Here is a 21,858-nt window from a genome sequence, read left to right on the forward strand (position 1 = left end):
CCGGAGTCACTTAGCAGTCACTAGTTGACTCGGCTGAAGCGGTTGAGAACGCCGTCAAGCACGAACTCTTCGTGGATGATGAGGCGGTGGTGGTCGAACGCAGCTTGGAGCTTTGGATCCCACGGGGTTGGGCCGCATTCTTTGTGATCCGACATGAGTTGCACATCGGACTCCTCCGCTTGCCTGATGGCGCCGACGTAGTCGGGGGCATCCATCATCCACGGTGAGCAGCCGAATTCGTGCATTCGGCGGCATATGGCTATGCCTGGCGAGTCGAAGTCGCCGTGATACCAGAGGGATGCCTTGGCTTCCTGGAGCTGGCGCAGCAGGGTGGTAACCGCAGTGGAGGGGTTGCCGTTAGAGGAGATCACGCAGACCGGCAGGCTGCGCTCGGCAGCGGCCTCGACCAGTCTTGGATTCTCGACGACAAGCACGGGGGTGCCTGCATCGACGGAGATGGGGTGCTTCCGCAGGGCAAACAAGCTGATGTGAAGGGGCAACCCAGCATGGAGGGCAAATCGGATCTGCACATCCAATGCCGAAGAGCCAGCGACCGGAAGCCACCAGACAAGTGCTGGAGCCGAAACGCGGTCAGGAAGGATGCCAGCCGCCTCCCAGAGCTCGCGCTCATCCAGCGCGCCGATCCGGTGGCGCAGAGCGTGGGTTACCGCGCTGGCCCGCCTTGTGCCAGCGTCGAGGGCGTGCGCCGACCCGTAGAGAGCGGCGGCGGTCTCTGTGCGGCTGATGCCTTCGGGTCGAACGCGATCAAGATAGTCGAGCAAGCGGCGCACATCGGCGGCGAGACGGGCAGCGCTTTCGCCGTCCAAGTCTCGCAATAATCCAGCGCCCGCGATGCCATCAGCCCACTCAGCAGTCCAAGACTCGTCCCAAGCGGTGACGGCGTCGTGCAGCGCCGCCCGGGCCTCTTGGGCGCGGGTACGATCGCTCCTTCGTTGGGCGGCCTCGGCCGATGGGGGATATCCAAGTCGAGTGAGCGCGTCGCAAAGATCGGCGCCGATGCCACGGGCCACGAGGCTGCTTTCCAATTCCTCCAAGTCCAAGCGCCTGGCTGAGGTTCGCCCCAGCAGCGACTCGATGGCCAGGGCGCTCGCGGGGTCGAGCGGCGGGCAGCTGATCGCGCCCCGGCGCTGGGGGCCGAAGCGGTCGAGCCGTTGGCGGGTTGCGCTCCACACCGGCTCCAGTCCAGAGGTAAGCAGCGACTCGGGGACAGGCCGGGATGCCGCAGGTGCAGCGGTCGAGCGGGGGGACGGCTCGGGGAATGGGCCGGATGTCACAACAGCGAGTCTTGTTGATATTGGACGTCTACCGAGTATCGCCAGGCGGGGGGCAGGAGCCAGACCACATCGCCGGTCACCTCGACCAGGCGGTGGTCTTCCAGCAGATCGAGGATGTCGTTGGCGAAACGCTCAGGGTTCTGAGCGTCTTGTGACCAATAGCGGCGGTGTTCGGAGGCCAGTGCAGTCACTACCTCGACGACCTCATCACGGGTGATTGGGGTCCGCCCCGCCCCATCAGGATCGCGGTTCTCGGCTATCTGGTTGTCGGGTTGTTCTTCCACCGGTGCTGAAGAAACGGAGTGGACGAGCCGGTCGAGGAGCAGGAGGGCCGCGTGCCCGACGGTGCCGCTGCGGGGGAAGCGGCTGTCGGTCATCTCGTTGTCGGGATCGATGGCCATGATGCCCTCGGCCCTTGATTCAAGCCGTAGCCCGAACATGTCGTCGAAGATCGCTCCCTCCTCTCCCAGGCGCTGTCGCAGTTCGGCCCACTCGCCGTCGGTGAGGTCGGTGCGGTACAGCACCGCCTCTTCCAACAATGTGGAGCGCATCCATGCCCGCGAAGACTGCCGCCGGTCGGAGCGGTTGAGCAATTGCGGCACAGCCTCCGAACTGGCCAGCGCCGGAAGTGGTAACAGCGCGACGCGGTCGGGGCGGATGCGCAGCACTGCGTCGGCGGTTTCATCGGAGACATAGCGGTCAATGTGCTCGTGCATCTCGATGGCCAAGCCGTATTGGATCATCCACTTCAAGGCGGTGACTAGGGCGCGGCGGTCAGCTGCTTCTTCGGTCAGGACGATGTCGGCATCGGTGGCCGCAGAGCGGATCTCGTGGATCAGATCGCGAAGGCTGATCACGGTCGGCCCGGCTGCGACCGCGGCCAGGGACAGGGCGAGCAACGTGTATTCGCGCACAGTGAAGGGACGGCTCTGGTTGGTGGCCGTCAGCAGCGGGCGCCGACGGGCGACCACCGACGACTTGAACAAGCGGGCAGTGTCGGCGGTGACCTGAAGGCGATAGCCGAAGCGCTGGGTGAACCAACGGTCGAGTGTGTGCTCGTGTCGGCGGATCAGCGCCAGCATCTCGGCATCATTTTCGGCCAGCACAAGCGGATGTCTGACGAGGTGGCGGGCAGCGCTGCGGAGATCCAGCTCCTGCTGTCGATTGGCCGTCTCTGTGGCTGCGGCTCGGGTGGTCATAGGGACGCGGGCCTCGGTGATGGAGCAGAGGCTGAGGTCGCCGATGAGTTGTTCTTGACCGGGGTGACGGTGACGATCAGATCGTGCATGGTGAGCTGACCGTCGGGGCAGCAGACCACAGTGCGGCCCCCTTCGACCCGCAGCACTTCGCACCGGACTCCGGCGTCGGTGGCGGAGCGGCTGTCGGCCGCGATGTCAGCCCGCAGACCAGACCGACTGACGAGATCGCGCAGCATGGTGAATGAGGCCAACGACAACTGGGCCCCGTCGATTCGCCCGTCACTGCCCGCGCAGGCCAGCAATTCGGCGGCCGCATTCTCGCGGGTGAAGCGATCGATCTCGCGGCGTCGGCGCATCAGCTCGCGTTCGCGCCCTCGGTTGGGGATCGGTGTCGGCTGGCCGCGCAAGCCGGTTTCGCCACGCTCTCGCAGGGCCACTGGGACGACTGCTCGGGGCGCATCCCGCCATGGGGTAATTGTGGGGACGGGGTCATCGGCGTCATCGGCGAGCGCGCTGAGACGGCGACACGAGCCGAGTCCGAATGCAGCCGCCGCGATCTGATGAACATCATCGGGAGTGGCGGCCTGATCGAAGAACCTGGCAAGCCGCACGAAGTCGGATCGCCTCGATGCCGCGCCGAGTCCGACACGAGACAGCCGGGTCACATTGGCGGTGAGGGTTCGCACCGCGGCCACTGCCTGACGGGTGTGCTGGTCGAGTCGCGGCGGCCTTCCGGGGCTGGCGGTGAACCATGCTTCGAGGTACCGCCAATCGGCGGCTTCTGTGCCGGGCAGCCGCCGTACCGCCACATTCTCCGCCAATCCGGCTTCGTCTACGCGTGCGGCCAAGCCGGACCGCAGTGCGGGGAGCAGGGTTTCAAGTCGGGGCAGAATCTGCTCAAGTGCCCGGGCGATCGGTCGGGTCATGCGCTCAATCTCGGTGAGCTGCTCCGCTACGTAGTCCACCAGTACGCTGGCGAAGAAGTGGACCTGGTCGGCATTGAGGTCATAGCGGCTTTGCCACTGGTTGAGCTCGGCGAAGAACTGCGTCAACTCGTCGGTGAAGCGCTCGTGGAGATCGAACACTGCCCGCACCGCATCGCCCAGGTCTTGACCGCTGACTCGGTCGAAGCCGGCTTCACCATGCTGGCCTAGCGTTATCAGGGCGCGGTGCAGGTCGCGGAGCCGACCGGCTTGCACATCGCCGACTTGATCCACGTTGGCCAGCATCTGTTCAACAAACTCGAATACCTCCTGTCCGGCCCGAGTGATGAGATAGCGCTTGCGCTTGCGGTTGTAGTCTTCGAGGCTCGAAGGGTTGCCGACCGATGACGACACGGTGAGATTTCCCCAGCGGTAGAGACTCTCTAGCCGGTCGGGCACCGCTGACGGGTCAACTCCGGCGGCAGCGACCTCGACTTCTACTTCTTCGGGACTGAAATCGGTGAAGAATGTGCCGGCGAACACGCGGAGGATGGCCCGGTACTCTGCCCATTCGTCGCCCCCCAGATAGCGGAATAGCTGTCGGGCCGGTGCGGCATTCCCATTGGGGGCGAAGGAGGGGGAGGCATCGGTCATTGCAGGGACCGGTGCCCTTGGTCGAGGTTCACGGCAGCGCGAGCGATAGTGCCGCCGTCCGGTGAGTCTCGGCGTTCGCGGGTGATGCCGTCCCAGCGGTAGTGCTCCAGGAGGATGGTATTGAGGGTTGCATCCCGACAGACCTCGGTGATCGCCAACTCGGGGACGCTCGGGAGGGTGCCCCACAGCCGTTCGCTGGTGGCAATCAAGTCGAGATCCAGATCAACGAGCAACCCGAACAACTGATCGTGGTTATCTTCGGACACCTTGGCGAATGCGTCGTCGAGCAAGATGAACCGGGCGATACCCGGCGGGCCGTTGTCGGGAGTGCGATGCTGCTCGGCCAGAGCGTCATAGGAGGCGGCCACCGCGGCGAACAAGGGCAGGTAGGTCACCAGCTTCTTCTCGCCTTCCGATAGCGGTGTTCGCCGGCTGAGCCTGACGTCGTTGCTGCCCGGCCGGCGCAGCATGACCGCCAAGTCATGCCACTGCTTGTAGTCAAGCGTGTCGGCGATGAGCTGTCGGTAAGGCGTATCCGGCTGGAGATTTCGGGCCTCGTCCAGCCGGTTGGAGAGCGCAAGGCGCAACTCTTGCTCATCTTCATCGGTTCGCAGGTCGGGGAGGGTCGCCAGCAGGTCGACCATTCGGGCCGTGGTTGGATCGAGCTCGGGGGAACGGCGCCATCGCAGCCCTACCCCGACTTGATGGGCAGTGGTCACCGTTTCCAGCCGCTGGTTCATGAGATCGACCAGCCGCTTCGCGCCCCGAACTTTCTCGGCCACCTCGCGGGCAACCAGCCCTTGGAGCAGTTCACGCAATGCGTCGTCCTGCTTGCGACTGAGCAAGCCCGCGAGCTGTTGATGTTGCTGCTCCACCGTCTGCATCGCCTCGACCAGCGGGGCCTTCTTGCCCAGCGGCCCGGTCACCTCAATGACCAGCGGCTGGGCTGGATCAGGCTGTCTGGCCTCGGCATCCCATCCGGCACCGAGGGTGTCTCGACGCCGTAGCAGCGATTGCCGAACCCCGTCCGCGGTGGTCGTGGTCGCGCCGGCCAGCCTGTCGTTGCCGACATCTCGTTCCCCATCTGGTGGGGAAGGTGGGGAGGAGTCGGCACCGTTGCCGCTTTGGCTGGCGTCCAAGAGGTGCTGGACAGCCTCGACCAACTCGCCGAGACCGGCGGCACCGGTGGCCACTGTGGAGACCGGCCCCGAATCAGGGTGCTCGGGGCGGGCGACAGTCGCTCGCAGCCCTGGGATGGCGAGCGCTGCGGCCAATGACTGCCGCATCTCCTCGCACCTCTGCTCAGATGCGGCTCGCCGGCTGGCGGCGGCGACGGCCTTGGCACGCGTGTCGGCCCGTCGTTCAAAGGCGAGGTCTCGCTCATCGCGGGTGGCAGGCAAGCGGGTTTTCACATCATCAAGCTCGCGCCGACAGGAATCGCGGGCAGCAAGGACCTCTGCATACTCGGCACCGATGTTCTCTTCGATGGTGGCCAGCCGGGCCTGCTCCCGGCGGTGTTTGGCCTCGATGCTTCGCTGTTCGGCTTGCTCCTTGTCGAGATCGCCGATCTCTGTTTGCCAATGGCCGACTGAGTGTCTCCAGCTTTCGAAGGATCGCTCCAGCGCGTTGAGATGTGATCGGCACTGCCGCAGTTCTGCCTGCATCTCGCTCAATTCACCGTGGGTGGTGCTCAAGCCGGTGCGATCAGCCGGCAGCGCCAGCGTCGTCGCCTTCTGGTGGAGAGCGTTGGACTCATCCAGTTGTCGGCGCTCGGCTTCGGCTGCCTGCCGGATGGCTGCCGCCAGGTTCCGTTCGGCCTCGTCGGCCCCTTGGGAAGCGTCATCGACTCGGGCCGATGCAACGGTGATGTCGTCGATGGCCGGCAGGCTGGACCGGTGCTGTTTGGCTTGGTCGAGCGACGACCGGCACATGTCCCGCTCGGCTTCGCTGCTGGTGAAAACGGCTTGGGCTTGGGCAAGACGTTCGGCTGCGTCTTGCCGAGCGCGATCCAGCGCAGCGCGGCGGGCGGTTACGCCGATGAACTCGGCTTGCCTCTTGGTGTGGCGACCACGAAGCGATCCCACTCGGAAAGCGCCATCGAATGCGACAACGGTGGAGGCATCGCTCGACAAGTCGCACGAGATGGAGTCGAGCAGCCTGGCGACCAAACCCTCGTCCACGGTGCCGATGAGATGGTTGGGCACGGTCACCGTGAGGTGTTCACTGAGTGGGTTGGAGACGCCGCCGGTGACGACGGCAACCAGCTCACCGTTGTCCAACTCCACGGCGGGGCCATCGCCCAAGCGGGCTGATAGCAGCCCCGAGGCGTGAAGAGCGGCCTCGAGAGCGGCTTGTCCATCGTCTTCGAGATGGGGCGCGAAGTCGATCAGATCGGCCAGGCACCAGTGGGAGGGCGTCTGCCAATCGAACCGAGGCGGATCAGGCTCGGTTCGGGCCGCGAGTTCGTCCACCAGTGCCTGCGCTTCTTCCCGCGCCTCCCGCTCGCCGAGCAGCCGTTGCCCGATCGCCGCCACTGCGTCTCGCCGAAAGTCGACGAGCAGGTCGGCTTCGTCCCGCAATTCTCCGTGCTCGGCCTTGAGTCGGTCAACCACCGAGTCTGCATCATGCGGGCTTGCGCCATCTGGTTGGGTCTGGGTGCCAGTGATTGTTGTGGCAGGGCTGTCAGCAGCGGACACGGCCCATTCAGCAGTGGCCGGTGCCCGAATGCCGACTTCGGCTAGCAGCGGTTGGACTGTCGACGCCCAAAAACGGGTTTGGGTTGACCACTTCTGGCATAAGGCGTCGAGGTGATCACGCTGTTCCTTCAGCCGCTGCGCCGCACTCTCTGAATCACGGGCTGCGGTATCGCGTGCCGACTCGGCCAGGCTGAGCTGCTGCTCAGCAGATTCGAGACTGCCCAGAGCCGATTCGACCGCTTCGATGTCAGCCCGACGACGGAGAACTGCCCCGTCCGCGGCGGCGATCTGGCGATTGATCTCCTCACAATCAAATTGATCGGCAGGTTCGGTCGGCTCGGTGCGGGGCACCGTGGATTCGGCCTGAACCGGCTTGCCCAGCGTGCTCTCGGCTAGCACCACAGGGTTGGGTGGCCGCCGATCGACTCGACAGCGCCCGCCCAGTTCAGTCGCGGTCGCCAATCCACCGTTGAGCCTCTCAACATCGTCTCGGCACCGTTGTCGGGCTTGGATCAGCTCGCCGACCGCACGCTCGACCCGCCGAGTCCGGTCGGCAACCCGGTCAACAGCTTTGTTGCGCTGGGTGTCAAGATCGCCCACAAGCTGACGCAGGGCATCGAGGTCTTGGCCGTCGCGATAAACCTGTGATCTCTCCAAGGCGTCGATTCGGCCGGCTAACCGCTGGGCATCCTTCTCCAGTTCGGCGATAGCGGTATCCAGTCGTCCGACCTCGGCTTCTGCGGCCGCTGCTTCACGCCGAGCCCGCGTCTCTTGCTCGGAACTGGCACGCTGGTCGTCAAGCTGGCCCCTTCCCGCGGTTTCCCGTTGGCGGAGCTCGCCGACGCAATAGGCCCGATACACGGTGAGCAGCCCGCGTAGCGCATCCAATGTCCGGGCCAATTCGGCGACGTTGCCGCGGTGCTCTTCCAGGTCGTCGAGCGGCTGGGCCGCCTCGGACAGCGCCTGGTCGGAGAGGTGAGGAAGAGCATTGGTCAGGTGGGCGGGGAGGTCGACATCGATCCGGTCGCCAACCCGGGGGCTGCGGACCACGTTGATGAGCCCGATGTGCTGGTCGATGGATGCTCCGTCGAACAAACGGCCCTCGATTTCCTTGCGGTAGCCGCTGCGTTGGCGTTCATGGAATACCTGGTCTCCGCCTAGAGCGGCTTTCAGCGCATCAGCGGATAGGGGGATTCTCCGCTCGATCAGATGAAGGTCGACGCCCGGTCGCTTGGGGGTGATGAACCACCATGTGGTCACCGTGTCCGACGACCGGTTGGCCTTGATGCCACAACCGCATACGAGGAATTCACCTTGCCGCTCGAACTCGATCCACAAATAGCCAACCGGCTGGGCATCTTCGCGGCCATCGAGCATCCATGTTTTGAGCATGCCGCTCTGCTCGCCTGCGGCGTCAATGCGGTGCAGACGGGCGGTAAGCAGAAACGGGAGCAGCATGTTCATCGCTGTCGTCTTGCCCGACCCGTTTACCCCTCGCAGCAGCAGCCGACCGCCTCCGAAATGCAGAACCTCGTTCTCGTACTGGTACACGTTGACGATGCCGGCGCGGTTGAGTATCCACCGCCCGCGAGCCGTAGTGGCGTTCGTCAAAGCCTGCTTGTCGGCCAATGGACCCGGTTGGCTCACCGCGAGCAAGATAGTGCGGCGCAGCGACACATTGGGCATGGCCGCGGAACGAATGCCCTATGGACTCGAAAGTTGCCGCTGCGATGGGCTGATATAGTTAGTCTAGTTATCGGACTAAGTCATTATTGCAAGCGCAAAACACCAGATGGGAGTGATGGGAATGTCAGATCTGGTCAATGTCCACGAAGCCAAGACTCATTTGTCAAGGCTGTTAGAGCGGGCCCACAACGGGGAGGAGATCATCTTGGCCAAAGCAGGCAAGCCCTATGCTCGGCTGATGCCGCTGGCACCCAGCGGACCCCGTCGCTGCGGGCAGCTTGCCGGATTGGTCGTTGGCCCTGAGTTCTTTGAACCGCTTCCCGAGGAAGAGCTCGCGGCGTGGGAGGGCGCGTATTCAGGTGAGTGACCTGCTGCTCGACACTCATGCGCTGTTGTGGTGGTGGTCGGCTGATCCTGCGCTGTCGAACAGCGCACAAGAAGCGCTGAGAGATTCTCAGAACAACGTATTCGTCAGTGCGGCGAGCGCCTGGGAGATTGCCACGAAGTTCCGGCTTGGCCGGCTGCCCCAATATGAGGGTGCTGTGCTGCGATTCAATGAGTTTGCCCTCGACGCGGCGATGCGGCACTTGCCAGTCTCCTACCAGCACGGTTTGCGTGCCGGTAGCTATGTCGCGAAGCACCGGGATCCATTTGACCGGATTTTGGCGGCTCAGGCGGAGTTGGAGTCGCTGATACTGGTCACGAGAGACGCCGCATTCCGCGAATTCCCCGTCCGAGTTCTGTGGTGAAGGCACGACACGGCAGATGACGACCAAGACCATCGGACTGGTGGGCACTGGAGTAATCGGCTCGGGATGGGCAGTGCGGGTGCTGGCCCGGGGGTACGACGTAGTGGCCTGGGATCCGGGCGACGGCGCCGAGGACCGGCTTCGCCAAGCGATTGAGCGGGCCTGGCCCGCGGCCACCTAACTGGGGCTGTTCCCCGGGGCCGACCCCAGCCGGGTGCGGTGGGCTGACTCTCCCGAGGAGGTTGCCGATGCCGCCGATTGGGTGCAGGAGAGCGCTCCCGAAGACGAAGAGATCAAGAGCGCCTTGCTATGCCGCTTGGACGACGCCGCCCCGCCCCGCACGGTGATCGCCAGCAGCTCCTCGGGACTCTTGCCTACCCGCTTGGCCGAGGGCTTGCGCCACCCCGAGCGCCTGCTAATCGGTCACCCGTTCAATCCGGTGTACCTGCTGCCGCTGGTAGAGGTGGTGGCCGGCAAGGCCACCGGAGCAGATGCGGTGGCCGCCGCAGTGGAGCACTACGACGACTTGGTCATGCACCCCCTCATCGTGCGAAACGAGATCGAGGGCTACCTGTCCGACCGCCTCCAGGAAGCCCTGTGGCGCGAGGTGCTCCACTTGGTGAACGACGGGGTGGCCACCACCGCGGAGTTGGACGATGCGGTGGTGTACGGCCCCGGGCTGCGCTGGGCGGCCATGGGCACCAATCTCACGTTCCATCTGGCCGGGGGCGACGGCGGGATGCGCCACATGCTGGGCCAGTTCGGCCTGGCGCTGGAACTGCCCTGGACCCACATGGAAGCTCCCGAGCTCACCGAGGAGCTCGTCGAAGCGATGGCCACCGGAACCGAGGCTCAGGCAGGGGGACGCACGGTGGCCGAGTTGGAGCGGCAGCGCGACCTAAGCCTGCTGGGTGTGATGCGGGCACTCAGCACATCGGGGATCGGGGCGGGCCGATTGATCACCGAAAGAGATGCCCGCATCCGGGCGGCCGGCGAGGCAGCCGGTCAGGACTAGTTGCCGACAGCGGCTTTGTCTCGCAGGCGGTACTCGGGCACCAACACAGCCAGCACCACCCCCAGCGCAGTCACGGGAATCGCCCACCAATAGAGGTCGGCGATGGCGTTGGCGAACGACTCCACGATGCCGTTGCGCACCCCGGGTGGCTCGATGGCGCCGATCTGGGTGGGCACGGCGATGAGGGCCTCAATGTCGAGCTGGTCGCCGCCCGGCACCAGCCGGGGGAGGTAGTGGTCGAGCCGGGCGATGAAGATCACCCCCAGCACCGCTGACCCGAAGGTCTGGCCCAGCGAGCGGAAGAAGTTGGATGCCGACGTGGCCGCCCCCAGATCGCCGTGGGGGACGATGTTCTGCACGGCCACCAGCAGCACCTGCATGATGGCCCCCACTCCGCAGCCCACCGTGAACAGGTAGGCCATGGCCGTCCAGGTGGTCGTCTCGGCACTCACGGTGGACAGCAGCCACATCGACAAGGTGAGCACGCCGGCCCCCACGATCGGCACGGCCTTGTACCGGCCAGTGCGGGTGAGGATCTGTCCGCTGCTCACTGAGGTGATCAGCATCCCCAGCGTCATGGGCACTAGCAGCAACCCCGATCGGGTGGCGTTCACATGGGTGACCACTTGGAGGAACAGAGGCCCGAAGATGCCCGCGCTGATCATGGCGGCACCAGCGATGAATTGGATCACACAGGAGATGTTGAAGAGGCGAAGCCGGAACAGCCGAGGCGGGAGAATGGCCTCAGCCACCCGCCGCTGATGGACGATGAACAGCACCAACCCGCCGACTCCGACCACCAAGAGGCCGATCGACTGGGCCGACACCCACGACCAGGAGTCGCCGCCCAGCTCCATGGCCAAGATAAGGGCGATCACCCACACCAGCAGCAGGCCGGCACCGGTGTAGTCCACCCGGGCCTCCCGACGGGTGTAGGCCAGATCCAGATGGGTGACCGACATCACCAACGCGAACGCCCCGAGGGGCAGCACCATGAAGAAGATCCAGCGCCAGTGGGCGTAGTCCACCAGCAGGCCCCCGGCCAGCGGGCCCAGGATGGTGGCAAAGGCGAAGATGCCGCCCATGTACCCCTGGTACCGGCCCCGCTCCCGGGGCGACACCACGTCGGCCAGGATGGCCATCGACAGCGTGAACAGCCCTCCGGCGCCCAGACCCTGGGCCGCCCGGAAGACAACCAGCATGGTCATGCTCGTGGACACACCGGCCAGCACCGACCCGGCCATGAAGATGGCGATGGCGGTTTGGTAGAGGCCCTTGCGGCCCCATAGGTCTGACAGCTTTCCCCATAGGGGCGTAGACGAGGTGGATGCGATGAAATAAGACGTGAAAACCCACGTGTACAGGTCCCGCCGGCCCAGGTCTCCGATGATGGTGGGCAGCGCGGTGGACACCACCGTGCCCTCGATGGCCGCCATCATCTGAGCCAGCATCAGAGTGAGTATGATGACCAGTACTTGGCGTTTGGGCAGGTTGCCGCTTCCTGCCGAAGCACTATCACTTATCGGGATAGATTTATCAAAACTATTCATATAGGATATCGTGACGGGCGCTATTCGAGCGTCTAACTTTTGTTTTGAAAGCAGGCGAATATCTAAGCAATTGCTGGGTGTTTCGGTTGCTGAAGTAATAGCCAAACGGAGAAAAGGCCCCCGGACTCGTACGGGAGGCAATGGGTGGAGATGGCAATGGAGCCTCGTCCTTGGTGGATGGAAAATGCGAACTGCAAAGGGAAGAGCGAGCTGTTCTTCCCTCCGGCCGGCGAACGTCCGTCGGCTCGTGAGCGGCGGGAGAATGCAGCCCGGCGGATTTGCGGGGAGTGCGTAGTAATTCGGGCGTGCCGGAGTTGGGCCCGCGACCAGCGGGAGCTCGGCTTCTGGGGCGGCGAGTCGGAGATCGAGCGGGCAGAGGCGGGCTTCGCCCCCTCCACTCCGGTCATCGGTCTGCGGCGCCACCGCACCGAGCGGGAATCGGCCTGAGCCGACTGCACTGAGCTGGTGCCGCATTCAGGCGGCACCGCAAAACCTCTCATTCCACGACGCGTCGCACGAAGGCCGCAATGGCCTCGGTCCCCTCGATCGCCTCAGGGTAGTTGGGGTACATGATCTGAAAGTCGTGGATCATGCCCGGCCAGATGCGGAGGTCCACTTCCACGCCCGCTGACTCCAGCGCGGCGGCGAACCCGGTGGCGTCGTCCAGCAGCACCTCATGGTCTCCGGCGTGGACCAGCATGGGGGGCAATCCTGCCAACTCGCCGAAGAGCGGGGAGGCCAGCGGATCACGGGGATCGTGGCCGTCCAGGTACCAGCTGGCCGCGGTCACCGCATCGTCGTGACCGAACATCACATCGAGCTCGTCGCGCTCGGCGTGGCTGGTCGAGGAGTTGGTCAGGTCGACCCACGGCGACAGGCACACCCCCGCGCCGGGCATCGGCCAACCCTGGTCTCGGGCCCCGAGCAACACCGCCCCCACCAGTCCGCCGCCGGCCGAGTCGCCGATGTACGCGATGCGGCCCGGTTCGATCCCGGTATCCAGCATCCAGCGGTAGGCGGCCAGGCAGTCGTCCACCGCGGCGGGGAACGGGTTCTCCGGCGCCAGCCGGTAGTCGATCATCAGCACTCGAGCCGGGATCAATGAGGCCAGGTGGGATCCGAAGCCCTGATGGGAGATGATCGATCCCACCCGGTAGCCGCCGCCGTGGAAGAACAGCAGCGCCGGGAGGCTCTCTGGGTCATGGGCCTCGGGGCACAGCCAGGCGGCGCCGGGCACCCCGGGGATCTCCACGGTCTCCTTTACCACCCCGTCGGCCAGCGGCGTGGCCGCGGCGTTGGCGTCGAGTCGGGCTCGGCGCTCCGCCGCGGTCTCGGAGGGGTCGGGCGCGGGCGCGGCCGCCAGCATCGACCGTACTGCTTCGAATTCTGGGCTTGGCATCCTCGGAGACTAACCCTTGCCCTGGTGCCTCACGGGTCTTGGACTGGGGGTTGGCCATCCGGCACGGGTTCCTAGCCCAGCTTGGGCGGCGTTAGCCTAAGCAGGCGATGACCGGCGACCTTCGACTGCTCACCATCCATGCCCATCCCGACGATGAGTCGTCGAAGGGGTCGGCCACGGTGGCCATGTATGCCGACCAGGGCGTGGTGGCATCGCTGGTGTGCTGCACCGGCGGGGAGCAGGGCGACATCTTGAACCCGGCCATGGACCGCCCCGAGGTCCGTGAGAATCTGGAGCAGGTCCGTCGAGACGAGCTGGTGGAGGCCGCCGACGTGCTCGGCTATCGCAGCGTCCACTGGCTGGGGTATCACGATTCCGGCATGCCCGACAGCGAGGCCAACGCCGACCCCCGCAGCTTTGCCCAAGCCCCGCTGGGCGAGGCCGTGGGGCGCCTCGTTGCCATCCTCCGAGCCGAGCGCCCCCACGTGGTGGTCACCTATGGGGAAGACCAGCAGGGCTATCGCCACCCCGACCATCTGCGGGTGGCCGAGATCAGCGGCCCGGCTTTTGACACCGCCGGCGATTCCGAGGCCTATCCCGACGCCGGCGAGCCGTGGCAGCCGCTGAAGATGTACTACGTGACCTGGTCCCGGAACCGGATAACCGCCCTGCACGAGAAGTTCGGCGAGCTGGATCTGGAGTCGCCCTATGACGAGCGCTGGTTCAGCCGGCCGTCCAACGACGATGCCATCACCACCCGCATCAACTGCGCCGAGTACTTCGACCGCCGGTCCAAGGCGCTTTTGGCCCATCGCACCCAGGTCGACCCCGACTCCAAGTTCTGGTTCGGCCTTCCTGACCACCACATGGCCGACGCCTACCCGTGGGAGGACTACATGCTGGGCCGCAGCCTGGTGGACACCGACATTCCCGAAACCGATCTGTTCGCAGGGATCGAGTAGTGGCCGAGCGGGCACTGTTTCTCAGCGACGAGTGGTTCGGGTTGAACCTCGGGGCCGCGTCTGAGTGGCCCGAGCGGCCAGGCGTGGACTGCTCGGTCAACTACGAGGTGACCGGCGCCCCCGACGGCAAGGTCCACTACCACGCGGTCATCCACAACGGCCGCTTGGCGGAAATGGCCTCGGGCAAGCTGGCCGACGCCGACGTGAGCATCATCTACAAGTACGCCGATGCCCGCGCGGAGATCTCCGGTGGGGATCATCCCGATCTGGCCTACATGTCGGGGCGGATGAAGCTGGAAGGCGACTACGGCCGTTGGGTTTTTGGCCTGCGTCCGCTGCTGGACTCAGCCGAATACGACGCCTTTCGAGCGGCTCTGGCCGAGAACACCGACTTCTAACGAGGCCTCAGCCCTGACGCTGGGCGTCGCGCAGGTCGGCGTAGGTCAGCATCCGTGCGCCAGATCGCTCGATGGCGGTGCGCAGCGACGGATCGTGGGCCACAAGCAGGTACTGCTCCACCCGGCTTAGCCAGCCCGGATCCAGCTCCCGCAGTTCTGGAGTGTCGATGGCCGGCGACACCACCAGCTCGGTCACCCCCGGGGCCAGACTCTCCACCGCTTCCTCCAAGGTCCGGCGGGGGGGACGGCCGCGGATCTGCACCAGATGGTCCGGGGCCAGCACTCCCGCGTCGGCGGCCAGACGGCGGAAGGGGAATCCGGCCCGACGCTCCTGGTCGCTCCCGCCCAGGCGCATCGGCAGCTTCAGCTCCGCGGCCAGCTCCACATAGACGTCGAAGAACTCGGGGCGCATCAACAGCGTGTCCAAGTGAGGGCTCAGGTGGGTCAGGTCGCTGCCCCATTGACTGGCCCGCTCGATCTGGGCCCGGCACTCCCGGAAGACCTCGTCGAGATCGCTGTGCTCCCAGGCGTCGGCCGGGGTGCGGGGGAAACCGCCGTCGCCGTCCAACAGAGATGGTGCCTGGGTGATCGGACCCCATCGGTAGTTGTCGAACTCGGCGTTCAGGGTGAGGTCGACCCCCACCGGGGTGGTGGCGAAGCGGGTGGCGGCATCCCTGGCCCACGGACAAGGCACCATCAGGCTGGCCGCGGTGGCCACCCCGGTGTCCAGGCACTCTGCGATGGCGGCGTTGGCCGCGTGGGACTCCCCCAAGTTGTCGCAGGTGATAATCAGGGCTCGGCCCTGAGGGTCACCGCCCAGGCGTTCCAGTAGCTCGCTCACTATCCGAAAGCTACCGCCCGTTGACCGAAAAGGGGATTACTCAAGCACTACGTCGGCACTGCCGCAGGCACTCCACAGGCCCATCCCCTGGTCACGGGCATGGGCCGCAGCGGTGTAGAAGTCATCGGCGTGGATGGTGTTGGGCTCGATGATCAGAGCCTCGGCGTATCCCTGGGCCGCGATTTCGAGATTGACGAACAGGCCGTCGCCGGAGCGATGTACATAGGCCAGCAGCCGCTCATAGCGGTCGCGGGCTTCGATATCGCGGGTCAAGCTCACATCGGTGCCGATCGGCAGCAGCGCACTGGTGAAGGCGGTGGCCTCGTCGCCGTAGCACTCCGCTGGCAGGAAGCCACCGGTTGCCTCTGGGGTGTCGATGCCGATCAATCGCACCCGTTCGGACCGGCCTGCCACCTCAACCACCACAGTGTCGCCATCGACTACCTCGGTCACCGTGGCCGCAGTCCCGACTGTCGCCGCGGCCGACTCAGGCGAGTTGCCGAGCTGGCCAGCCGAACTTCCCGAGCAGCCGACGAGCACGAATATCAGCAGGCCGCAAACTGCTGGCGTAGACCTCACGCAGCACGGGGAACGTCGTCGGATGGGGAAGTGGCGGGTTGGACGGCGGGGGAGTGGCGCTGCAAGGCGGCTCGGGCTTGAGCCAGGCCCCGACGCCCGATCTCCTTGGTGCGCTCATCGATCCGCCAGTCTGGCGGTGCCTCCAAGAGGGTGAGCTGTTGCTTCATGCTTCCAGTATCCCGGTGGGAGTGACAGTTTGGGCCGGGAAAGGGAGGAATTCTTCAGAAAACCCCTCTGAAGTGGGAAAAGCCGTGGTTCAGGAGGCTTGGCTGCCGCCGGTCATGCTCCGGTACACCTCGAGAAGGGCCGCCTTCTGCTCGTCGGAGAGATTGGCGTCGGCCCGGATGGTGGTTTCGGTGTCGGAGACGCCGTCCAAACCCTCGCCGTTGGCGGCATCAATGCCGGCGGCCTGGGCCAGCAGGGTCTCGGCCGACAGGTTCAGCGCGGTGGCCAGCGACTTGATCACCCGCACCGAAGGCTGGTGCAGGCCTCGCTCCAGCTGGCTGAGGTAGGGGTTGGATACCTGGGCCAGGTCGGACAGCTCCCGCAAGGTGAGCTGGGCCAGCTTGCGCTGGCTGCGCAGATAGTTTCCGAATGCCTCAACGGCAGCTTGGTCCATGATCAGCCCTAGCTCTCGTACTCGTAGAAGCCCTTGCCGGTCTTGCGGCCCAGATGTCCGGCGGCCACCATCCGCCGCAGCAGCGGGGGCGGGGCGTTGTGGGATCCCTTGAACTCCTCGTAGAGCACGTCGGCCACCGCCTCGATGGTGTCCAGCCCGATGAGATCGCACAGCGTCAGCGGGCCCATGGGATGGCCGCAGCCGTACATCATCCCGCTGTCGATGTCGGCCGCGCTCACCTTGCCCTCGTCGAACATGCGGATGGCGTCGAGCAAGTAGGGCACCAGCAGCCGGTTCACCACGAACCCGGCCCGGTCCCGGCAGCGGATGACCCGTTTGCCCAGAACTTCCACTGCGAAACGGTCGACCCGGTCGATGGTGTCCAAGGAGGTGCCCAGTGAGCGCACCAGCTCCACCAAGGGTTGTATCGGGGCTGGGTTGAAGAAGTGCATGCCGAGCACCATGTCCGACCGGCTGGTTATGGAACCCAGGGTGATGATGGGAATGGAGGAGGTGTTGGTGGCCAAAATGGCGTTTGGAGCCATCACCTTGTCCATGGCCCGAAACACCGACAGCTTCTCTTCCAGCGATTCGATCACAGCCTCGATCGCCATATCCCGGTCGGCCAGGTCGCCCATGTCAGTGCTGAAGCTGAGCGAGTCCAAAGCCAGGTCTCGAGTTGACGCCGGCACCTTGCTGCGGGAGACCGCCTTGTTCAGGGAATCCTCGATCGACTTCCGGGCGATGCTGACTGCGGTGTCGTCCACCTCGATCACCAAGGTGTCCAAGCCGGCTCGGGCGCACACCTCAGCGATTCCCGATCCCATTATCCCGCCGCCGATCACTCCGATCTTGTTGATCGGCTCCAGCGGAGACTCGAAATCCTCAGGCGGCTGCGCGCCAGATGAGTCAGCACCCGTAGTCATGGTATCCCTCCCGTCCGCCGTGTCCGGCGGCCCCTACGTGGCTGTTTAGGATAGTACGCAAGCGATAGAAAAATAAAACGGGGCCGGTCAATGACCGGCCCCGTTTGCAGGAATGAGCTGAGGGGGGATTCAGCTCTTCTTGGCGACTGGCTGGGCGGAAGCCGAACCGTTGGCGCTGGCTGCGGCCAACAGGTTCTGGGCGAACTCCTTTTGGGTGTTGAGCAGTTCCTGGGCGAACCCGAAGCTGACGGTCATCAGCTCCTTTGGATCGGGCAGGGAGTCAAGGCCGGGCACGGAATCGAGCTTCAGGCTGTCCGGGGTGATGTTGCCGACCGTATCGGTGAAGGTGCGGACACCTTCGACGATGGCGGTCTGGCCCATCTTGAGGGCGCTCAGAACCTGTTCCTGTACGGCTTCAGTGATTTCTTTGACGTCGGTCATGTTGCTTACTTTACTTAGCAAAGGCTTGATTGCCAATTCAGGGAGAATTTTTTTCTGAATCTATGGCGCCGGAGAATCAGGCCGAGACGGTGTCGCCGGGGCGCATCTTCACGTAGAGGCCCGGCGCATCCTCCATCGGCGTGTAGGCCTTGCTGCCGAGCTGCTGGGGAGCATCCACCTTCTTGCCGGCTCGCTGGCCGATCCACTGGGCCCAGTCTTCCCACCACGTGTGCTGGTGTTGTTCGGCGCCTTCCAGCCACTGCTCGGGTGTCTCGGCGATCTGGTCGTTGGTCCAGTGGCGAGCCTTGGGGCTGGGCGGATTGACGATGCCGGCGATGTGGCCCGACGTGCTGAGCACGAAACGGTTCTGGCCGCCCAGCAGGTTGGCGGTGCGATAGGCCGCGGTCCACGGCACGATGTGGTCGTCGATGGCTGACAGCACGTAGCTGTCCTGCTTCACATCAGCGGGGTGCAGCACGGTGCCGTCCACCTCGAAGGCATCGTTGGCAAGCTGGTTCTCCAGATAGCACCGGCGCAGGTAGCTGCTGTGCATGCGAGCCGGCATCCGGGTGCTGTCGTTGTTCCAGGCCAGCAGGTCGAAAGCCGGGGGGTCCTCGCCCAGCAGCCAGTTGTTCACCACGTACTGGAAGATCAGGTCGTTGGCCCGGATGGCGTCGAAGGTGCGGGCCATCTCGCTGGCCTCGAGGTAGCCCTGGTCGGCCATCTTGCGTTCCAGCCCGGCCACCGTGGGCTCGTCGGTGAACGCGCCCAGCACGCCGGGGTCAGAGAAATCAGTGAGGGTGTTCAGGAAGGTGGCGGTGTGGATCGGCTGGTCGCCGGTGGCCGCTCCGTGAGCCATGGCGATGGCGCTGAGGGTGCCCCCCAGGCACACGTTGACGGTGTTGACCTTCTCCTGGCCGGTGATCTCCCGCACCACCCGCAGGGCGTCGAGTGGCCCTTGGCGCAGGTAGTCCTCAAAGCTGATGTCGCGCATCGAACCGTCGGGGTTGCGATAGCTGATGGTGAAGCAGGTGTGGCCCTGCTGAACCGCCCACTCGATCAGGCTCTTCTGCGGGGCCAAGTCCATGATGTAGTACTTGTTGATCCACGGCGGGCAGAACAGCATGGGGATCTCGTAGGTCTGCTCAGTCTGGGGCTCGTACTGCATCACCTCGATCAGGTCGCTGCGGTACACCACCTTGCCGGGGGTCAAAGCCATGTTCAGCCCCGGTTCGAACCCCGAGTCGTCCACCTTGGAGGGCCACCCGTCGTTGTGGCGCAGGTCGTGGAGCATGTTGGCTGCGCCCTTCACCACGCTGGCCCCGCCGGTGGCGGCCGCTTTGGCCAAGGCGTCGGGGTTGGTGAGCAGCATGTTGGTGGGAGCGAGGGTGTCGAAGGCGAACGAGGCGGCGAATTTGGCCTTGCGGTGCTCGGCCTCGTCGAGGTTGGCGGCGTCGATGAGGTCATCGGCCAGGTTCCTGGTGAGCAGATACGTTTGCTGGAGGCCGAAGAAATAGGGGTTGTCATGCCAGGACTTGGAGGTCCAGCGATGGTCCTTGGGCTGGGGCTGGATGGGTGAGGGGGCCTCGGGGTCGGCGGTCTTGGCCGCCTTGGCCATCGTGGCCGCTCCCACCTTCATGGCCCCGGCGGCCGCCTTCAGCAGCGCCGTGCCCACCCCCACCGGATTGGACGCCGCCTTCATGCCCGCATTGACCAGGGTTCGGGCGAAGTAGACCGGGTCGAGCGTGTCGAGAATCTGGTCCCCCACCCAGTTGGGGTCCAAAACGTCGGATTCGCCCGCGGTGGCTCCGATAGACCCTGTTTCGACGTCTTCGCTCACGGCTGGGAACTATATCAAGCAGGCTTGGCAGAGCCCTCACCCTGGAGCCGTAGAGTTGCGCCATGGCTTCACGACGTGACGGGATGACCGTTCCCCTGTTCGGACCCCTCGACCAGCAGGCGGCGCAGATGGCGGAGCTGGTCGAGCTGGGCTACACCGATGTGTGGTCGTCAGAGTCCAACTCCCACGACGCCTTCACTCCGCTGGTGCTGGCCTCCCAGTGGGCGCCGACCCTGCGGCTGGGCACTGCCATCGTCCCGGCCTACACCCGGGGACCGGCACTAGTGGCCCAGTCGGCGGCCACGCTGGCCACGCTGGCTCCGGGGCGATTCCTCCTCGGGCTGGGCAGCTCCTCGGATGTGATCGTGGAGCGGTGGAACTCCATCCCCTTCGAGGCCCCCTACCAGAGGGTGCGAGATCTGGTGCGGTTCCTCAAGCCCGCTCTGGCCGGCGAGAAGGTGAGCGGCGACTACGAGACCTTCTCCGTACAGGGCTTTCGGCTGGGGTTGGTTCCCCCTGAGCCGCCTCCCATCTTGGTGGCGGCGCTGCGATCCCAGATGCTGACGCTGGCCGGCAGGGAGGCCGACGGGACCATCATCAACTGGCTGTCGGCCGATGACACCGCCCGGGTGAGCGAGATCGTCAACGCCCAGGGGCCCGACAAGGAGATCGTGGCCCGCATCTTCGTGTGCCCCAACCCCGACCGCGAGACGGTGATCGCCCAGGGGCGGCGGGCGGTGGCCGGCTATCTCAATGTGCCCGTCTATCGGGCCTTCCACCAGTGGCTGGGCCGGGGTGATCTGCTGGCCGAGCACTGGGAGCGGTGGGCGGCCGGCGACCGGGCCGGATCGCTGGAGGCCATCCCCGAGCAGGTAGTGGACGACCTCATCGTGAACGGCACCCCCGAGGAGTGCCGAAAGCACATCGACCGCTACTTCGACAACGGCGCTACTACTTCGTCGCTTATGGTGATGCCCCTAGGCGGGATCGACCCCTGGGAAGCAGTCAGGTCGTTAGCGCCGCAGCCTGCTGGAGGTGGCTGACATAGTCGGGCAGTTGATACCCGGCGGCGGCCCCGCTGGTTGAGGGCATCACGTAAACCGGCACACCGGCCAACCCCTGGGGTTGCACTCCGGCCTGGGCCATTCGGTCCACCGCGGCCCGCCAGCCGGCGAGGCCCACGAAGCACACCGCGGCGGGCTTGAGCCAGCCCACCAGCCACTCCAGCCGGTTGAGGCCGTGACGGTACTCATCGGCGGTGAGCGCGTCGGCCCGGGGCGTGGCCCGCTTCACCAGATCGGTCATGCCCACGTGGTGGTCGATGAGCGCCCGCCGGGGGTTCCGGTCGGTGCTCACCAGCCCCGCGGCCAGCGCCGCGGGCCAGAACCGGTTGCCAGGCCGGGCGAACCCCGCGCCGGCATCGGCGGCGTACACGCTGGGGTTCAGGCCGCAGATCAGCAGCCGCATCTCCGGCCCCACGGTGTCGGGCAGTGTGCGGGTTCGACGGCATTTCACAATGAGGGTGGCCACCTTGGGGGGCCGGTCCAGCCGCTCCATGGCGTCAAGGGCGAATCCGGCCCCCTCCATCAGGGGTGCAATCCAGTCTTGGGGCCACCGGGAGAATCGGCGGCCCGTGAAGTCGTCGTCGCCGAACGGCTCGAAATCGGCATCCCCCTCGAAGATGTGAAGCTCCACTGGAGCCCCTGGGGCCAGCGCCCGGTGCAGGTCGGCAAGGGCCAAGGGCACATGGCGCCGGTCGAGGTGTACATAGCTGCGAGACGCCCACGCCGCGGCCAGCGATCCAGGGGCCAGAGGCAGCGCGGCCAGGTCGGCTCGGCAGCGCAGGGCATCGGGCGCGTGGTCGGGAACCATGTCCAGCATCGACCGGGCCGCATCGACGGCCAGTGCGGGGCCGGGCAGTGCGGAGGCATGCCAGCCGGGGCCACAGCCCAAATCGGCGGTGACTCCCTCGGGCCGGTCGAGAGCGGCGAACGCCTCCACCCCGGCAGTGGACTTGGGCTTGCGCCTGGCCTGCCATTCGCCTGCCCGGTCCTCGTAGACGCCGACGGTGGCTCGATCGGCCATA

Annotated in this window: 20 protein-coding genes and 1 pseudogene; 7 read left to right on the forward strand and 14 right to left on the reverse strand. The window is 65.5% G+C overall.

All coding sequences use genetic code 11. The features are described from left to right. Window positions 1-20: 20 nt before the first annotated feature. Genes ACOQPI_RS09825 through ACOQPI_RS09840 form a run of 4 tightly spaced genes read right to left on the reverse strand, consistent with a single transcriptional unit; the run spans window position 21 to window position 8,414 of the window. Window positions 21-1,295, reverse strand: coding sequence for a TIGR02679 family protein (locus ACOQPI_RS09825; RefSeq protein ID WP_420619475.1), 1,275 nt, complete (start codon window positions 1,293-1,295; stop codon window positions 21-23). Continuing rightward, a complete protein-coding gene (locus tag ACOQPI_RS09830; RefSeq protein WP_420619476.1) occupies window positions 1,292-2,494 on the reverse strand; it encodes a TIGR02678 family protein in 1,203 nt (400 codons plus the stop codon). Before ACOQPI_RS09830 ends, ACOQPI_RS09825 begins: the two co-directional genes overlap by 4 nt. Continuing rightward, on the reverse strand, window positions 2,491-4,071 hold the full coding sequence (locus ACOQPI_RS09835) for a TIGR02677 family protein (protein WP_420619477.1): 1,581 nt from the start codon (window positions 4,069-4,071) through the stop codon (window positions 2,491-2,493). The genes ACOQPI_RS09830 and ACOQPI_RS09835 overlap by 4 nt, the downstream gene beginning before the upstream one ends. Continuing rightward, a complete protein-coding gene (locus ACOQPI_RS09840; protein WP_420619478.1) occupies window positions 4,068-8,414 on the reverse strand; it encodes a TIGR02680 family protein in 4,347 nt (1,448 codons plus the stop codon). Before ACOQPI_RS09840 ends, ACOQPI_RS09835 begins: the two co-directional genes overlap by 4 nt. A gap of 160 nt (window positions 8,415-8,574) precedes the next feature. Between ACOQPI_RS09840 and ACOQPI_RS09845 the strand changes: the two genes are divergently transcribed. The 3 genes and pseudogenes from ACOQPI_RS09845 (at window position 8,575) to ACOQPI_RS09855 (ending at window position 10,217) form a co-directional block, all read left to right on the forward strand. After that, window positions 8,575-8,820: a type II toxin-antitoxin system Phd/YefM family antitoxin gene (locus tag ACOQPI_RS09845; protein WP_419848192.1), complete on the forward strand. Its 246-nt coding sequence runs from the start codon at window positions 8,575-8,577 to the stop codon at window positions 8,818-8,820. Beyond that, window positions 8,813-9,202, forward strand: coding sequence for a type II toxin-antitoxin system VapC family toxin (locus ACOQPI_RS09850; protein WP_420619479.1), 390 nt, complete (start codon window positions 8,813-8,815; stop codon window positions 9,200-9,202). Before ACOQPI_RS09845 ends, ACOQPI_RS09850 begins: the two co-directional genes overlap by 8 nt. 16 nt (window positions 9,203-9,218) lie before the next feature. After that, window positions 9,219-10,217 (forward strand): annotated as a pseudogene (locus ACOQPI_RS09855) (3-hydroxyacyl-CoA dehydrogenase NAD-binding domain-containing protein). Here ACOQPI_RS09855 and ACOQPI_RS09860 read toward each other — a convergent pair. Then, on the reverse strand, window positions 10,214-11,668 hold the full coding sequence (locus ACOQPI_RS09860; protein ID WP_420619480.1) for an MDR family MFS transporter: 1,455 nt from the start codon (window positions 11,666-11,668) through the stop codon (window positions 10,214-10,216). The pseudogene ACOQPI_RS09855 and the gene ACOQPI_RS09860 sit on opposite strands and share 4 nt — an antisense overlap. Before the next feature lie 249 nt (window positions 11,669-11,917). On the opposite strand from ACOQPI_RS09860, the gene ACOQPI_RS09865 reads away from it, so the two are divergent. Continuing rightward, window positions 11,918-12,214 carry a WhiB family transcriptional regulator gene (locus tag ACOQPI_RS09865; RefSeq protein ID WP_420621020.1) on the forward strand — a complete coding sequence of 99 codons (297 nt, stop codon included), beginning with the start codon at window positions 11,918-11,920 and terminating at the stop codon, window positions 12,212-12,214. 49 nt (window positions 12,215-12,263) lie between these two features. On the opposite strand, the gene ACOQPI_RS09870 is transcribed toward ACOQPI_RS09865, so the two are convergent. After that, window positions 12,264-13,166 carry an alpha/beta hydrolase gene (locus tag ACOQPI_RS09870; protein WP_420619481.1) on the reverse strand — a complete coding sequence of 301 codons (903 nt, stop codon included), beginning with the start codon at window positions 13,164-13,166 and terminating at the stop codon, window positions 12,264-12,266. Window positions 13,167-13,273: 107 nt separating this feature from the next. Here ACOQPI_RS09870 and mca point away from each other — a divergent pair, with 107 nt between their 5' ends. Both mca and ACOQPI_RS09880 read left to right on the forward strand, forming a co-directional pair. After that, window positions 13,274-14,128, forward strand: coding sequence for a mycothiol conjugate amidase Mca (gene mca / locus ACOQPI_RS09875; RefSeq protein ID WP_420619482.1), 855 nt, complete (start codon window positions 13,274-13,276; stop codon window positions 14,126-14,128). Then, the gene (locus tag ACOQPI_RS09880) at window positions 14,128-14,526 is read left to right on the forward strand and encodes a hypothetical protein (protein WP_420619483.1); all 399 of its coding nucleotides are present in this window, start codon (window positions 14,128-14,130) and stop codon (window positions 14,524-14,526) included. The genes mca and ACOQPI_RS09880 overlap by 1 nt, the downstream gene beginning before the upstream one ends. Before the next feature lie 7 nt (window positions 14,527-14,533). Here ACOQPI_RS09880 and ACOQPI_RS09885 read toward each other — a convergent pair whose 3' ends face one another. The 7 genes from ACOQPI_RS09885 to ACOQPI_RS09915 form a co-directional block, all read right to left on the reverse strand. Next, a complete protein-coding gene (locus ACOQPI_RS09885) occupies window positions 14,534-15,367 on the reverse strand; it encodes a ChbG/HpnK family deacetylase (RefSeq protein WP_420619484.1) in 834 nt (277 codons plus the stop codon). Window positions 15,368-15,403: 36 nt separating this feature from the next. After that, complete coding sequence (locus ACOQPI_RS09890) at window positions 15,404-15,946, reverse strand: thermonuclease family protein (protein ID WP_420619485.1); 543 nt, start codon at window positions 15,944-15,946, stop codon at window positions 15,404-15,406. Beyond that, the gene (locus ACOQPI_RS09895; protein ID WP_420619486.1) at window positions 15,943-16,113 is read right to left on the reverse strand and encodes a hypothetical protein; all 171 of its coding nucleotides are present in this window, start codon (window positions 16,111-16,113) and stop codon (window positions 15,943-15,945) included. Before ACOQPI_RS09895 ends, ACOQPI_RS09890 begins: the two co-directional genes overlap by 4 nt. Window positions 16,114-16,202: 89 nt before the next feature. Further along, the gene (locus tag ACOQPI_RS09900; protein WP_420619487.1) at window positions 16,203-16,565 is read right to left on the reverse strand and encodes a helix-turn-helix domain-containing protein; all 363 of its coding nucleotides are present in this window, start codon (window positions 16,563-16,565) and stop codon (window positions 16,203-16,205) included. Between the two features lie 8 nt (window positions 16,566-16,573). Next, window positions 16,574-17,491 (reverse strand): 3-hydroxybutyryl-CoA dehydrogenase, encoded by a 918-nt coding sequence (locus ACOQPI_RS09905; RefSeq protein WP_420619488.1) that lies wholly within the window; start codon window positions 17,489-17,491, stop codon window positions 16,574-16,576. Between the two features lie 129 nt (window positions 17,492-17,620). Next, the gene (locus tag ACOQPI_RS09910) at window positions 17,621-17,932 is read right to left on the reverse strand and encodes a hypothetical protein (RefSeq protein WP_420619489.1); all 312 of its coding nucleotides are present in this window, start codon (window positions 17,930-17,932) and stop codon (window positions 17,621-17,623) included. A 76-nt stretch (window positions 17,933-18,008) separates the two neighbouring features. Continuing rightward, entirely contained in the window at window positions 18,009-19,772 is a 1,764-nt protein-coding gene (locus ACOQPI_RS09915) for a PHA/PHB synthase family protein (protein WP_420619490.1), read from the reverse strand. Window positions 19,773-19,834: 62 nt separating this feature from the next. Here ACOQPI_RS09915 and ACOQPI_RS09920 point away from each other — a divergent pair, with 62 nt between their 5' ends. Further along, window positions 19,835-20,815 carry an LLM class F420-dependent oxidoreductase gene (locus ACOQPI_RS09920; RefSeq protein ID WP_420619491.1) on the forward strand — a complete coding sequence of 327 codons (981 nt, stop codon included), beginning with the start codon at window positions 19,835-19,837 and terminating at the stop codon, window positions 20,813-20,815. On the opposite strand, the gene ACOQPI_RS09925 is transcribed toward ACOQPI_RS09920, so the two are convergent. Continuing rightward, window positions 20,778-21,857, reverse strand: coding sequence for a uracil-DNA glycosylase family protein (locus ACOQPI_RS09925; protein WP_420619492.1), 1,080 nt, complete (start codon window positions 21,855-21,857; stop codon window positions 20,778-20,780). The two genes, ACOQPI_RS09920 and ACOQPI_RS09925, sit on opposite strands and share 38 nt — an antisense overlap. Window position 21,858: the final 1 nt, after the last annotated feature.

Origin of the sequence: Candidatus Poriferisocius sp., from assembly GCF_965219815.1 — a bacterium.
Taxonomy (GTDB): domain Bacteria; phylum Actinomycetota; class Acidimicrobiia; order Acidimicrobiales; family Bin134; genus Poriferisocius.